This is a genomic window from Streptomyces sp. HP-A2021, assembly GCF_022807935.1.
In the GTDB taxonomy this organism is placed as follows: domain Bacteria; phylum Actinomycetota; class Actinomycetes; order Streptomycetales; family Streptomycetaceae; genus Streptomyces; species Streptomyces afghaniensis.
In genome coordinates this window covers 9277300-9290832 of sequence record NZ_CP094344.1, presented here as the reverse complement: position 1 = coordinate 9290832, position 13533 = coordinate 9277300, and the positions used below count along the sequence as shown (strand labels likewise).

Here is a 13533-nt window from a genome sequence, read left to right as displayed (position 1 = left end):
CACCACGCCAGTACGAGAACCCAGGAGCAAGCACCATGAGCAACGCGAACATCGACATCGCCCGCACCTACTTCCAGGCTGTCCGGACAGGAGACATGGCCACTCTCGGCGAACTCCTCGACGCCGGCATCGTCTGGCACCAGCCCGGCGCCAACCAGTTCTCCGGCGACCACAAGGGCCAGGGCGCCGTCTTCCAGATGCTCGGCAGCATGATGGAGACCAGCCGGGGCACCTTCGCCATCGACGAGATCCACACGCTCATGGGCAACGGCGACCTGGTCGCGGCCACCATCCGCTTCAGCGGCCGCCGCGACGAGGCGTCGATGAGCATGGACGGCGTCGACGTCCTGCGCATCGAGAACGGCAAGATCACCGAGATGTGGCTCTTCTCCGCCGACCAGGCCGCCGAAGACGCCTTCTGGGGCCGCTGAACCCATGGGTGCCAGAAGCTGAGCCCTCGGGCATCGTCAGGGGCCGACCCCAGGGCCACGTGGCGGTCTCCGAGGACCCCGACGACATGCTGCGCCGGGGCGGCCCCCTCGGCGGCCGTTGCATGAGCGTGGGCTGATGGCCGGGCCGGCTCAATCCCCGGCCCGGCCATCAGCCCACGGACATACCGGAGTCGTCGTGGCTCACGATGCCGGCCGACGGGGCTGCTTCGGCGCCCGCGCGCCCTGCACCGGCGTCTGCCCGGCGGCCTTCCGCTCCGCGTCCAGGGTGCGTCCGGCGGCCCGCAGCGCGCCGAGGACCGCGGTCAGCTCGCGTACGGACTGCTCGGGAATCACCGACCCGATACGCAGTTCGAGCTCCTCCTCGAAGACCTTGACCGCCCCGTCCACCAGCTTCCGCCCCTCCGGCGTCAGCCCGACGATGGAGGAACGGCGGTCGTCCGGATTGGCCCGCCGCTCGCACAAGCCCGCCGCCTCCAGACGGTCGACCACCTTGCTCGTGCCGCCCACCGTGATCGAGAACTCCTCAGCGATGTCCTGGACCCGCCGCCCGGGCCGCTGCCGCAGCAGGTGCAGCACCTCGAACGATGTCAGGGGCAGGTCGTACTCGGCCCGCAGCCGCCCTTCGATGCCGTTCCACAACTCGATCTCCAGCGAGACCAGTTCCCGGTACAGCCGCTTCAGGTCAGCCATCACTCATCTTCCGAAGAATTATCTTCCTTGGAGGATTCAGGGTACGTCATCGCGGTCGGGCGGGCCGGGGTTGCGGCGGGCCTCGGCACCGGTCCGGGGCCAGTGGGCGGGGGGTGCTACCGGGAAGGCTGTTCGGGCTGTCCGCCGTCGGCGTCGAACACCTTGGTCCAGGTGGCCCCGCAGCGGCAGCGGGAGTGCTCGATCCTCGGTCGAGCCATCGGGGACCCGACAGCGGTGCTTGACAAGAGAAGACTCAAGTTTTATTTCAGGACTGTGAGCAAGCAAGGGTGAAAGCGCAGCTCGCAGCGGCGAGGAGGTGGCCGGGATGCAGGCGCGGGAGCAGCGAGCGGACCTGTACGCGGTGCTGGGGGTGGAGCCCTCGGCGTCGGCCGAGCTGATCACCTCCGCCTTTCGCGCCCGGGTGCGTGAACTGCGCCCCGACACCCGTGTCGACGCGGCCACCGCCGCACGGTTCGGTGAGGTGCGACAGGCCTACGAGACCTTGCGCGACCCGGCCCTGCGCGCGGCCTACGACCAGTCCTGCGAGCGGGCGTACGACCGCGGGCGCGCCCCGGCTCCGCCCGTACGGCCCGCGCGGCGCTACGTCGTCCTGCTCGGGGCCGCCCGCCCCGAGCCCGCGCTGCGCGCCGGTCCCGTCCGGTGGGAGCGGACGTCCCGTTGAGGTCCCGATACCCCCGAAGGACACGTGAGAGACAGTGACGGGCGAGAAGGAGAAGCTGAAGGGAGAGGACACCAGGGTGATCCTGCAGGCGATCGCGACGATGCGACCGGAGGCTCGTCCGAGGATGATGTGGTGGAGGCCGAGATCGTCGACGATGACAAGCCGGAGGCTGGCTGACGATGACCAGGAGCGGGCCGCGGTACACCGAGCTGGCGGAGCTGCGGCGCCTGGTGGAGGAGCGGACCGCCGACCTGCAGCGGGTGAAGGCCGAGTACGACAACTACCGCAAACGGGTCCGGCGGGACCGCCTGGCCGTACGTGAGATCGCGGTGGCCAATGTGCTCCGGGCGCTGCTGCCCGTGCTGGACGCAGTGGACCGGGCGTGTGCGCACGAGCCGCTCACGCCGGGACTGGAGGACATCGCCGACAGCCTGAAGGAGCAGCTCGGCTCGCTGGGCGTCACGTCGTTCGGCGAGGTGGGCGATCCGTTCGACCCCGCCTGCCACGACGCCGTGGCGCACCACGCCTCCCCCGGCAGGGACCGCCTGGTCTGCTCGGCGGTCCTCCGGCCCGGCTATCGCCTGGGCGACCACCTGCTGCGCCCGGCCCATGTGGAGGTCTCGGGGCCGGCGCCGCCGGCGAGGAGCGCGCACGGGGACGACCGAGGCGTACGCCCTTCCACCGCCGGTGGTGCGCCGCCGTTCCCCATCGCGCGAAGCTGACGCGCGGCACGGCCCGCGGTGACCGGCGCACATGTCGCATACCTGGGTACCGGGAAAGAGGGCATCGCACCGATGCCGTCGACGCTCCAGCAAGCGGAGGTGACGAACGATGCAGCACCACGAGTACCTCGCCCGCGTACGCGAGCTCGGCGAGTACGGCAGCCAGGACGAGGCCGCGAAGGTCACCGAGGCGGTGTTGGGCGTGCTGGCCCAGAGGATCAGCCCGGGCGAGGTCGATGACCTCGCCTCCCAGCTGCCCGGACCGCTCGGACAGGCACTCGCGGATGCCAAGCCTCAGCAGGCCGAGAGCTTCGGGATCGAGGAGTTCTGCCGCAGGGTCGCCGAGCGCATCGGCGCCCGGCCGCGCACCGCCGAGTGGGACGCCAGCGCCGTCCTGACCACCCTGGCCGAGGCGGTCAGCGGCGGCGAGCTGAACCAGGTCCTCAGTCAGCTTCCCTCCGGCTACGCCGGCCTGTTCGGCAAGGCCGATCTCGCCGGCTGACACGACCAGCCGGTCGGCGGGGACCCGAGCACGGCGTACGCCGACCGGCCGACCGTGTCCTGACCCCGGACGAGACCCGTGAAACCCCGGTGAAAACCCTGTGGAAGCGGTGTCAGTGAGGCCGCATATGCTGCACCGGACGATCACGTGGGCTCAGGGGAGGGCGCGGCATGTTCGGCAAGCTGTTCGGCAGGGGTGCGGAGAGACCGGTGGCGGATCCGCATGCCCTGCCCGTCCCGCGCAGGCAGAAGAACGGGATGTACACGCTGCGTGCGCTCGGGGACGCCCGGGTGCTCGCGCTGGTCGAGGCCGCCGACGCGGGTGACTGGACGGCGGTCAAGGCGGCGCTGGCTCCGTTCGACCTCGGCCGCGACCACCAAGTCCTCGGTGAGCTGGCCGACGTCGACGGTGTGCAGGACTGGATCGGCCGGGCCGTCGAGGAGGACAAGGAGCATCGGGCGACGGCCCTGCTGATATCCGGGGCGCGTCACATCATCTGGGGCTGGGAGGCCCGCACCGCCGAGCGCGCCGTGAACGTCACGCAGGAGCAGTGGCGGGTCTTCCACGAGCGGCTCGACATCGCCGAGGAGCAGCTGCTGGAGGCCGCCGAGCTGCGGCCGGAGTGGGTCACTCCGTGGCGTCGTCTCCTCACCTCCGGCCGGGGCATGTCGCTGGGCCGCGCCGTCAACGAGACCCGGCTCGACGCCGCCCTGCGCCGCGACCCGCTGGACCTGGAGACCCACCTGGAGTGGGTCTCGCAGTTGCAGCCCCGCTGGGGCGGCGAGCCGGGCCAGGCCCTGGCGTTCGCCCAGGAGGCGGTCGCCCGCGCCCCGCAGGGACACCGCCTCGGCTGCGTGATCGCCATGGCGTACATCGAGGAGTGGGTCGAGTCGGAGCGCGGGGACTACCTCGAAACCGACGAGATCCGGGCGCAGTTGCGGGAGGCGGCGGACCACAGCATCCTGCACCCCGCCTATGCGTATCGCCCGGGCTGGCAGCACGACTTCAACATGTTCGCCATGGCGCTGGCCCTGGCCGGTGAGCGCCACACGGTCCGGCGCGTCTTCCAGACGCTCGACGGCGCCTACACCAGCTGGCCCTGGACCTACTTCGCGGAGCCCGAGAAGCAGTTCGCCCGCCACCACCGCCGCGCCTGAGCGCACGCCGGTCCGCCATCACCGCCGCGCCTGAGCGCGCCGGCCCCGATCCCGCCCGCCATCTCTCCCACTCCGGACTGCCCGATGACTCTGCCCGACACCGCCGCGAACCCGGCCGGCGCCGACCGCACCTTCCAGGTGGATCTGCGCGGCCTCGTCGACCTCCTCTCCCACCACCTCTACTCCAGCCCCCGCGTCTACCTGCGTGAACTGATGCAGAACGCGGTGGACGCGCTGACCGCCCGGCACGGCGTCGAACCGTCCGCATCCTCCGGCGCCCTCGGTATCCGCCTGTACGCCGACGGTTCGGTGGTACGCGTCGAGGACGACGGTGTCGGTCTCACCGAGGCCGACGTGCACACCTTCCTCGCCACGATCGGCCGCAGCAGCAAGCGTGCCGAGCAGGTCGCCGAGCAACGCGCGGACTTCATCGGCCAGTTCGGCATCGGCCTGCTCTCCTGTTTCCTGGTCGCGGACGAGATCCACGTCCTGAGCCGGTCCGCCCGCACCCCCGACGCACCCGCCGTCGAGTGGCGGGGACGCGGCGACGGCAGCTACACCGTCCGCACCCTGCCCGCCTCCGCCCGTCCCAGGCCCGGCACGACCGTCACCCTGACGCCGCGCGCCGACGCGGGCGAGTGGACCCGGCCGGCGCAGGTGCACGCGCTGGCCCGGCACTTCGGCTCCCTGCTGCGCCACCCGGTGACCTTCGACGACGGCACAGGCAGCACAGGCGGCTCGGGCAGTCCGGGTGGTCCGGGGGTGCCCGTCAACCCCGAGCCCGCGCCCTGGGCGCGCACGTACCCCACGCCGGGAGCCCGTTCCCGCGCGCTGGCCGCGTACGGCGAGGAGGTCTTCGGGTTCACGCCGCTGGACACCATCGAGCTGGACCTGCCTGCCGTGGGCCTGAAGGGCATCGCGTGCGTGCTGCCCGAGGCGGTGCCGGCCGGGCGCCGCCACGGCCACCGCGTGCACGTCAAGGGCATGCTGCTGTCCGAGCAGGCCGAGGAGATCCTGCCCGAGTGGGCGTTCTTCGTCCGCTGCGTCGTCGACGCCGAGAGCCTGCGCCCGACGGCGTCCCGCGAGTCCCTGTACGAGGACGACACCCTCGCCGCCGTCCGTGACGCCCTCGCCGAGCGGCTGCGCGCGTGGATCGCCCGGGCCGCGGCCAGCGACCCGGACCTGCTCGGCCGCTTCCTCCAGGCCCACCACCTGGCCGTGAAGTCGCTCGCGGTGCACGACGACGAGATCCTGCGGATGCTGCTGCCCTGGCTGCCGTTCGAGACCACCGACGGGCACTGCACCCTCGACGAGTTCGCGCGCACCCACCGCACCGTCCTCGTGACGTCGACCGTGGAGGAGTTCCGGCAGGTCGCCGCGATCGCCTCGGCGGCCGGGCTCGGCGTCGTCAACGGCGGCTACACCTACGACCGTGAGCTGGTCCACCGGCTGCCCGAGATCCGGCCCGAGGCCACCGTCGCCGACCTCGACCCGGCGACCCTCACCGCCCACCTCGATCCCGTCGACCGGGAGACGGAACTCGCCGCCGCGGCCTACCTCGCCCAGGCCCGGGACGCCCTCGCTGTGTTCGACTGCGACGTCGCGCTGCGCACCTTCCAGCCCGCCTCCGCACCCGCTCTCCTCGTCGACAGCCGCGAGGCCCGGCACGAACGCACCCGCTCCCAGCTCGCCCGTGAGCAGGAGGGCGGCCTGTGGGGCGACATCCTGGGCGCCCTGCGCCAGGAGGCCCCGCGGGCCCAGCTGATCCTCAACCAGCTCAACCCGCTGGTCCGCACCGCCGTCGCCATCGACGAGCCCGAGCTGGCCCGCACCAGCGCCGAAGCCCTCTACGGGCAGGCCGCGATGCTGTCCCGGCGCCCGCTCAGGCCCGCCGAATCGAGCCTCATCAACCGTTCCTTCCTCGACCTCCTCGCCCACGCCCTCCGCAAGGACAGCTGACGATGCCCACCGCACCCCAGACCACCGACGAGCTGTACCGGGCGCTCCAGGAGAACGACCGGCGCCCCTACGGCCGCACCCGTACCGTCACCGCCGAGGAACTCGCCGACGCCGCAGAGCAGTTCGCGGAGCCCGTCCCGCTCGTCCACGCGCTCCTCGAACTGCAGGAGGCGTACACCTACGGCGCCGAACCCCGCAAATCGCCCGTCGTCTTCGCCCGCCTGCTCACCCTCTTCGACGAGCAGCCCGAGGTCTTCGACGAGCGCCTGCGCCACATGCTGTTCTGGCGGTTCAAGTGGGTGGCCCACGCCCTGCGCCAGCTGCCCGAGATACCGCTGGCCAGCCTGCGCCAGTGGCTCACCGAGATGCGCGACCGGTACGAGAAGGCCGGCCTGGGCCTCCAGCCGTACTACGGACAGGCGTACCAGCTCGCCGCCCACGTCGGCGAGGACACCACCCCCGCCTACGAGCTGTGGGCGGCCCGCACCCGCACCCGGCTGAGCGACTGCGAGGCCTGCGAGACCTGCGAGCGCGCCCTGTACCACCTGACGGCGGGCGACGACGAGCGGGCGCTGCGCACCTGGGAGCCCGTCCTGGCGGGGAAGGAGTCCTGCCAGGAGGAGCCGGCCCGCTCGGTGTCGTACGCCCTGCTGCCGCTGCTGCGCACCGGCCGTACCGACCGGGCCCGCGACCTGCACCTCGCCGGGTACCGCGGCTGCCGCCGCAACCCCTCGATGGCGCAGGAGGTCGGCCGGCACCTGGAGTTCTGCGCGCTGACCGGCAACGAGGCCCGCGGCCTGGAACTGCTCTCCGAGAACCGGAACCTGTTCGAGGAGGTCGACTCGCCGCTGGACCTGCTCGGCTTCCTCACCGGCGTGGAGGTCCTCCTCCAACGCGTCGAGCACCTCGGCCACGGTGAACTGCCGACCGCCGGATATGCGGGCCGCACCTGGACGGTGGCCGGGCTGCGCGCCGAGGTGCGCGGCCGCGCCGACGACCTCGCCGCCCGCTTCGACGCGCGCAACGGCACCACGGCCCACACCGACCGCCGCCGGTCCCGCCTCGACCGTGCCCCGCTCCTGGAGGCGCTGGAACTGACGCTGCGCAGCCGCAGCCTCGACGACGTGGCCCCGGCTGCCGCCCCCGTCGCCGCGACCGCCGGCCGTACGGCCGCCGCCGTCCCCGATGAGCTGCCCGAACTCATCCTCCACGCAAGGAAGTCGGAGGAGCAGGGGCACCCGGACACCCACGCCTGCTGGTCGCGGCTGCGGACCCTCGTCGCCGCCCGCGGCTACACCCACCCCGACGACCCGGCCGTGGGCCCGCTCGTACAGCTGCGCGCGGACCTGCTGGCCGACGAGGCGAGCCGGGCCGGCGAGAAGGACGAGTTCGCCCTCGCCGCCGACCTCTACGAGGAGGCCGCGGGCCTGTACGACGACGCCGGGCTGCCGGGTCACGCGGCGGTCGCCCGCGCCAGTGCCCTGCTCGCCTGCGCCGAGATCCCGGCACCGGGCGACGACGCGGCCGAGGCGCAGGCCGCCGCGCTGACCGCCGCCCACGCATCCATGGTCCGCCTGCACGAGGAGACTTCCGGCCTCGCCCCGTACCAGGAGGCCCGCCTGCTGCGGCTGCGGGCGACCGCGCTCGGCCTGCGGCTTCAGACGTCGAGGAGCGAGGAGCACATCGCGCCGGCCTTCGCCGAGGTGGACCTGCTGCACGAGTTCGCCACCCGGCACGATGTCGTCGGGCAGATCTCCGGCGCTCTGCTGCTGCGGGCCAGTACGTACGCCATCTCCGGCGACCTGCCCGCCGCGGTCACCGGGATCGACGTCCTCCTCGACCGGCTGAGGGCGCACGGCCCCGCGTGGCACCTGCCCCGCACGCTCGGCCTGCGGGGCCGGCTCCAGCTCGCTCTCCGGGACGCGCAGGCCGCGTACGCGGACCTGGCCGAGGGGCTGCGACTGGCCGCCGACTGGCCCGCGGACGCGGTCGACACCAGCCGCCTCCACGGTGATCTGGCCGAGGCGTGCATGCATCTGGGCCGCCCCGACGAGGCACTGCGGCATCTGACGCGCTCCGCGGAGGTGGAGCTTCGCGGCGGCAGTCGGACGGACGCGTTCTGCACGTACAGCAACGCGGCACAGCTCAGCCTCGACCTGGGCCGCGTCGAGGACTGCATCGCCTTGCTCGACTCCCTGCTGGCCGAACCGGACGTCGCCGCCGGAGAACTGGACGACCGGCTCGTCGCCCAACTGCGCCTGACCCGCGCCCGCGCGCTGCACGCGGGGGACGATCTCAAGGCCGCCACTGCGGAGTTCCTCGCCCTCGCGGCCGAGTCGGCAGGCTGGGACGACGACCCGGGGAGCCACGCCATCATCGCCGCGGAGACCGCGGTACTCCTCGGCGAATCCGGCGAGTTCGTCCGGGCCCGCGAGGCGGCGGAGCAGGCACTGGCCGCCCACGCCCGGGACGCGCGCTACGAGCAGCTCAGCAACTGCCTGCGCGAACTCGCCCGGCTCCAGGGCCAGCAGCAGGGCCCCGACGGACTGGCCGGCGCCCTCGACTTCCTCGCCGACGCAGGCCGGATCGCGGATGAGGCCCGCGCCGCCGGGTACGAGGCCCGCGGCCGTTCCCTGGACACCGCACTGGCCTACGAGCACGGGCGGGTCAACGCCTACACCGGTGAGTACGAGGACGCCCTGGCCGCCCTGGAGAAGGCCCTCGCTCTGCTCGGCGAGCCGGGAGCGGAGCAGGATCACGCCGGGGAGTGGGCCGAGTGCGTCCGTCTCGCGGGTGTCGTGGAGGGCATCTACCTGGAACGCCCCGCCCCCGCCCTCACCCGCCTGGACGCGGCTGTCGTCCGCCTCACGGCCCTGGGGCACACCGACGAGACCGAGCCGCTGACGTCCTTGGCGGCCCGGCTGCGCGACGAGGAGTGATATGGCGTAAAGCCCTCAGGCCCGGTTGAGCCGGGCGGCGATTCCGTGGCCGATCAGCAAATAGATGACCGCCGGAAGGCCGTAATTGAGGATGACGCGTAGCCCTTCTGTGTCCATCGTGAAAATGTCCTGCGCCCATCCGGAGAGCCAGTCCGCCACTCCGTGGACGAACTCGACGAAGGAATTCCCCTGGTTCGCATCGAGCAGGTAGAGCACGATCCACAGACCCAGGAAACCGGCCGCCACGTCGGCGATCGTGCAGACGGAAAGGGCTATGCGCCGCGATGTGGCCTGGTCGCGCCCGGGGCGGCCATGGCCCGGCGGCTGGTCGTATGTCTGGTATCCGGAAACCGGGTCGGTGTTGTTCACAGGAAATTCCCATCTCGCGCGTGAGAGATTTACAGGGGTCGCCCCAGGCAGTGGGATTCAGCCTCGGACTGGCTCGTTCCTGCCTACTACTGCGCCACGCGAGCGGCGCCGTGTTACACCTCGAACTCCGAAACGGACCACAGTTCGCATCGGTTCGGTAATCCGCTTGTGACTGCCGGCCGCATGGCCAAGGCTGACTCGCGATGATGCCCTTGACTGAGATCGATCGACTCAAGCAGACCGTGTCCGAAGGGTGGGACAGCCCGATCGCCGACGATGTCGCCGCCCAGTGGGGTTACCCGGCCGGCACTGCCAAGTGGTGGCGTTCCAGCGCCTCCCATGTGTTCGTGCTCCCGGAGCACGGCCGACGGCGTTATCTGCGGTTCGTGCCCGACTCCTGCCGCGGACCGAAGTCCCTGGCCGCGGTGGCCGAGCTGATGGCGCGGCTCAGCGACGGCGGATCGGCGGTGGTGCGGCCGGTCGCCGCCGAGTCCGGCGCCCTGACCGTGACCGTGCCGACCGGTCTCGGTGCCGTGCACGCCATGGTGGTCGAACCGGCGCCCGGCGCGGGCCACGACGTCGGTGAACTCACCGCATCGCAAGCATGGCAGTGGGGGCGGGCGCTGGCCCGTCTGCATCGCGATGCCGCGGGGTTTGCTGCCGGGCTGCCCGAGTCCTTCGGTGAACTCCCCTCTGTCGGGGCGCTGTTCGCCGATGACGCCGAGTTGGTCGAAGCGACTGCGCGGCTCGCCGACGTGATGCGCGAGTTACCGCGTTGCCGGGACCGCTGGGGTGTGGTGCACGGCGACTTCGAGCTGGACAACATGGCCTGGGAAGCGGACGGGCCGATCGCCTACGACTTCGACGAGGCCGCCCTCTCCTGGTACGCCGCAGACATCGCCTACGCCGTGCGCGACCTGACGGACCACACCGGCCGGCCCGCGCCCGTGCACCGGGCGCGGTTCGACGCCTTCCTCGACGGATACCGCAGCGTGCGCCCCTTCGACGACGAGGACTGGGGGCGCCTGCCGCTGTTCGCCGGCCTGCATGCCGCGGCTTCTCTCGTGCGTATCACGCGCGCGCTGGGCGAACCCGCCCCGCAGGAACCGGATTGGCTCGGCGAGCTGCGCGACGATCTGACCGACATGGCCCGCGCCCACCGGCAACTCGCGATCGACGTCGGCCGACACGGTGTCAGAGGTCGAACTCGAGGTGCTCCACGTCGGTGAACTCGACTTCGAGGCCATGGGCGCGGCGGCCGTTGTCGCGGAAGTACACCTCCCCCAGCGCCTCGGCCGCGATGTCGCGCAGTTGCTGTTCCGTGCCGCCGGCTTCCTTCGTCTCGAAGAGACGGGCGGCGTACTGCGGGGGCAGAGCGACGGTGAGATGGCGCAGCCGGGCGTCGTCGGTGGAGCCGGGGGCGGCCGTGTAGCCGAACCGGGCGCGGGTGTCGATCACGATGCCGCCGGTGGTGGCCGCGGCTTGTTTGGCCCGGGCCCGGACCTGGGGCTGCCACCGCTTCCTGACCTCGCTCTCCATGCGCTGCGCGAGGTCGGGCCGGGGCCTTTTGATCTGTTCCTTCACATAGCGTTCGACGGTGCGCTGAGTGATGCCGAGCAACTCGGCGACCGGCCTGGTGCCCTTGAGCTGTCTGACCAGGTAGCGCATCTGCGCGCCCGCGCTCTTGGGGATCGGGCGCGTGAACGCCTTCCGCAGCGCGGCGTCGAGACCGTCCCCGACCGTGTCCATCGGCTCGCTCCCCTACTCTCCGTCGTCCTTGGCCGTGACCTCGCCGGTCTTGACGTAGCGGGCGAGGTTGAGGACCTCGCCGTACTTCTCCCGCACCGCTTCGGCCCACAGGGTGGTCTGGGTGCCCTCGTGCTTGACCATCCCCGGTGACACTCCGAGCCGGAAGCTGCCGGGCACCGTCTTGTCGTCGGCGTCGTACGGCAGGACGTGGAGCGGGCTGGGGCCGTCGGCCGCGTAGACGGCGCAGTCCGACAGGACCGCCACCGGATACCGGCCGGTCGCCGCGGCCAGGTTGATCATCTTGCGGTGCATGTTGATCCGGGCCCGGGAGATGACGGTGGCGCGGATGTCCGGCCGCCACGTGGGGCGGGAGAGGGCCGGCCAGGGCTGTCCGGGCTTCCAGCCGCCGCCACGCGCCCGTTCGCGCAGCTTGCCGATGCCGCCCTTCACCGTGGACTTGACCGCGTCCAGGACGATCGCCATCTCCGGATCGCGCTGCTTGCAGCCGTCCATCGCCTCCAGGAACTCCCGGGTGCCCAGCTTCTCACCCACGCCCAGGTCCCCCATGGTGTCGACGTACGCGTTACGCAGCCGCTTGTACCAGCCGTCCAGGAACCTGCCCTTGTCCTCCCGCACCCAGGCCTCGGCCGGGGCGACGTCGTAGCCGAGTTCCAGCGCGTACGCCACCGTCGGAGTCGCGTACCAGGCCGGTCCCTCCGGGCGCTCGCCGGTCGGCGTGAACGGGCTGGGCAGCAACGCGCTCTCGAGCCGGCGCCACTGCTTGCCGACCAGGACCCGGGAGAGGTCGACGTGGGAGAGGTCGACCAGCCATGACCCGGGCAGCGCCGGGTCGAAGGCGGGGTTGGCGACGTGCACGGGCGGCGTCGCCAGGCCGACGACAGCACCGTTGGCAGCAGCGCCGAAGGCGAGGTTGACGTCGATGCCGACCAGGTACCGCTGCATGCACTCGGCGTCGGTGAGCTCACGCGCCCAGTCGTACGCCTCCTCGAACAGCATCTCGTCCGGGCCCCGCTGGTGGAAGCGGGGCAGGCCGGCGAGCAGCGGATGCCCGTCCGGGGCCTCGCACGGCGCGCAGTCCATCGGGTGCTCGCCCAGGGAGCCGGGCCGGTGTTCCCTGTGCCGCTTCCCCGTCTCGTCCGCCTCGCTCGCCCGGGTCGGCGGGTTGAGTGCGGTCATCAGTTCCAGGCCGGTGACGGCCGTAGAGCCGCACGGTGTCATCACGCGGGCCGCGTAGGTACCGAGCACGCGGGCGAGTTCCGCCGGCTCGAGCTGTGCGGCGTGGCCCCAGGTGCGGGCGTCGAGCGCCTCCCACGACGGGATGCACAGCTGCACGCACTGGCGTCGGCGGCCCTGGGCGGGGCGGTAGATCCGCGCCCACGGCCCGAACCCGCGCTTGGTCAACTGCCAGCCGGCACGGTCGAGTTGCTTGAGGACCTTGCGGCCGTCCGGGAGGCGTCCGGTGAGCCGCTCGGCGTCCGACAGCGCCACCGGAAGCCCGTACCGTTCGCACGCCCGCTCGGTGAGCACGAGCAGGGGGTCGGCATCCCTGCCGGAGCCGTGCAGCCTCTCCGCCCCGAGCTGAGCCTCCGTCAGCGTCCACTCCACCAGCGCGGGAAGCGACTTGGCGGGCACGTCCAGGACCAGGCCGCCGATGCCGTACCCGGTCACCTGGGAGCTGTCGTCGGCGTCGATGACGAGCAGGGGGCCGTTCGCGAACCGTGGATCGGTGTCGGTCGTCGGGGGGTTCGCCGGAGCCGCCTTCCTGGTGGCGGGTCGGCGCGACGTCGACGACGGCCTGGTCGTCGATGCCGCCGGGCGCGGCACAGCGGCAGGACCGGCGGGGCCGACGGGGTGAGGTGCGGCGTTCCCGGGAGCAGCTTCCGGGGCCGGGTCTGCGGATCCTGTGCGGGCCTGGGGCGGTGCGGCTGCGGGCGGCGCCGGTGCAGCAGGGGCGGCCGATGTCTCGGGAACCGACGTGTCCTTCGGGGGCACCGCGGCGTGGGTGGCAGGGTAGAGCTGGGCGAGCTGCTTCAGCATGCGGGCGTATGCGTCGCGCTCCGGCGGGCGCGGTTCGGTCTTGCCGGCCTCCCAGCCGCTGACCGTCGCACGCCGCACCTGCAGCGCGGCGGCCACCTCGTCCAGCGTCAGGCCGTGGGCCTGGCGCAGCCGCTTGCGTTCCGCCGGGGGCGGCAGCGGGGAGCGGGACGCGACCAGCGCGTCGACCGCGTCGAACAGCTCCGACATCGGGGCACCTCCTGGTCCGTCACCCTAGCGTGGAGCGTAGGTTTCGC

General features: G+C 72.3%; 12 protein-coding genes. 8 read left to right on the top strand and 4 right to left on the bottom strand.

Annotated features, from left to right (window positions below):
* Positions 1-35 precede the first annotated feature (35 nt).
* Positions 36-431 carry a nuclear transport factor 2 family protein gene (locus tag MQE23_RS41775; RefSeq protein ID WP_243381999.1) on the top strand — a complete coding sequence of 132 codons (396 nt, stop codon included), beginning with the start codon at positions 36-38 and terminating at the stop codon, positions 429-431.
* A gap of 201 nt (positions 432-632) precedes the next feature.
* Here the strand turns inward: MQE23_RS41775 and MQE23_RS41770 are convergent, their stop codons facing one another.
* The gene (locus MQE23_RS41770) at positions 633-1145 is read right to left on the bottom strand and encodes a MarR family transcriptional regulator (RefSeq protein ID WP_020275321.1); all 513 of its coding nucleotides are present in this window, start codon (positions 1143-1145) and stop codon (positions 633-635) included.
* A gap of 322 nt (positions 1146-1467) precedes the next feature.
* On the opposite strand from MQE23_RS41770, the gene MQE23_RS41765 reads away from it, so the two are divergent.
* From MQE23_RS41765 to MQE23_RS41740, 6 genes are all read left to right on the top strand, one after another.
* Positions 1468-1824 carry a J domain-containing protein gene (locus MQE23_RS41765; protein WP_037671744.1) on the top strand — a complete coding sequence of 119 codons (357 nt, stop codon included), beginning with the start codon at positions 1468-1470 and terminating at the stop codon, positions 1822-1824.
* A gap of 179 nt (positions 1825-2003) precedes the next feature.
* A complete protein-coding gene (gene grpE, locus MQE23_RS41760) occupies positions 2004-2546 on the top strand; it encodes a nucleotide exchange factor GrpE (protein ID WP_020275324.1) in 543 nt (180 codons plus the stop codon).
* Positions 2547-2655: 109 nt separating this feature from the next.
* The gene (locus tag MQE23_RS41755; protein ID WP_020275325.1) at positions 2656-3048 is read left to right on the top strand and encodes a DUF2267 domain-containing protein; all 393 of its coding nucleotides are present in this window, start codon (positions 2656-2658) and stop codon (positions 3046-3048) included.
* A gap of 170 nt (positions 3049-3218) precedes the next feature.
* Entirely contained in the window at positions 3219-4205 is a 987-nt protein-coding gene (locus MQE23_RS41750) for a hypothetical protein (RefSeq protein WP_020275326.1), read from the top strand.
* 84 nt (positions 4206-4289) lie between these two features.
* On the top strand, positions 4290-6164 hold the full coding sequence (locus MQE23_RS41745; protein WP_243381997.1) for an HSP90 family protein: 1875 nt from the start codon (positions 4290-4292) through the stop codon (positions 6162-6164).
* 2 nt (positions 6165-6166) lie between these two features.
* A complete protein-coding gene (locus MQE23_RS41740; protein ID WP_243381994.1) occupies positions 6167-9103 on the top strand; it encodes a hypothetical protein in 2937 nt (978 codons plus the stop codon).
* Positions 9104-9118: 15 nt separating this feature from the next.
* On the opposite strand, the gene MQE23_RS41735 is transcribed toward MQE23_RS41740, so the two are convergent.
* A complete protein-coding gene (locus MQE23_RS41735) occupies positions 9119-9472 on the bottom strand; it encodes a hypothetical protein (protein ID WP_020275330.1) in 354 nt (117 codons plus the stop codon).
* A 206-nt stretch (positions 9473-9678) separates the two neighbouring features.
* On the opposite strand from MQE23_RS41735, the gene MQE23_RS41730 reads away from it, so the two are divergent.
* A complete protein-coding gene (locus MQE23_RS41730; RefSeq protein ID WP_243382935.1) occupies positions 9679-10701 on the top strand; it encodes a phosphotransferase in 1023 nt (340 codons plus the stop codon).
* On the opposite strand, the gene MQE23_RS41725 is transcribed toward MQE23_RS41730, so the two are convergent.
* Both MQE23_RS41725 and MQE23_RS41720 read right to left on the bottom strand, forming a co-directional pair.
* Positions 10667-11221, bottom strand: a complete 555-nt coding sequence (locus MQE23_RS41725; RefSeq protein WP_243381992.1) for an XRE family transcriptional regulator — start codon at positions 11219-11221, stop codon at positions 10667-10669. The genes MQE23_RS41730 and MQE23_RS41725 overlap by 35 nt on opposite strands.
* Positions 11222-11233: 12 nt before the next feature.
* Positions 11234-13486, bottom strand: coding sequence for a helix-turn-helix domain-containing protein (locus tag MQE23_RS41720; protein WP_243381990.1), 2253 nt, complete (start codon positions 13484-13486; stop codon positions 11234-11236).
* Positions 13487-13533 lie beyond the last annotated feature (47 nt).

Coding starts and splice junctions, on each gene's coding strand:
- MQE23_RS41775 (WP_243381999.1), top strand. CDS start 36: ATGAGCAACGCGAACATCGACATCGCCCGCACCTACTTCCAGGCTGTC.
- MQE23_RS41765 (WP_037671744.1), top strand. CDS start 1,468: ATGCAGGCGCGGGAGCAGCGAGCGGACCTGTACGCGGTGCTGGGGGTG.
- grpE (WP_020275324.1), top strand. CDS start 2,004: ATGACCAGGAGCGGGCCGCGGTACACCGAGCTGGCGGAGCTGCGGCGC.
- MQE23_RS41755 (WP_020275325.1), top strand. CDS start 2,656: ATGCAGCACCACGAGTACCTCGCCCGCGTACGCGAGCTCGGCGAGTAC.
- MQE23_RS41750 (WP_020275326.1), top strand. CDS start 3,219: ATGTTCGGCAAGCTGTTCGGCAGGGGTGCGGAGAGACCGGTGGCGGAT.
- MQE23_RS41745 (WP_243381997.1), top strand. CDS start 4,290: ATGACTCTGCCCGACACCGCCGCGAACCCGGCCGGCGCCGACCGCACC.
- MQE23_RS41740 (WP_243381994.1), top strand. CDS start 6,167: ATGCCCACCGCACCCCAGACCACCGACGAGCTGTACCGGGCGCTCCAG.
- MQE23_RS41730 (WP_243382935.1), top strand. CDS start 9,679: ATGCCCTTGACTGAGATCGATCGACTCAAGCAGACCGTGTCCGAAGGG.
- MQE23_RS41725 (WP_243381992.1), bottom strand. CDS start 11,221: ATGGACACGGTCGGGGACGGTCTCGACGCCGCGCTGCGGAAGGCGTTC.
- MQE23_RS41720 (WP_243381990.1), bottom strand. CDS start 13,486: ATGTCGGAGCTGTTCGACGCGGTCGACGCGCTGGTCGCGTCCCGCTCC.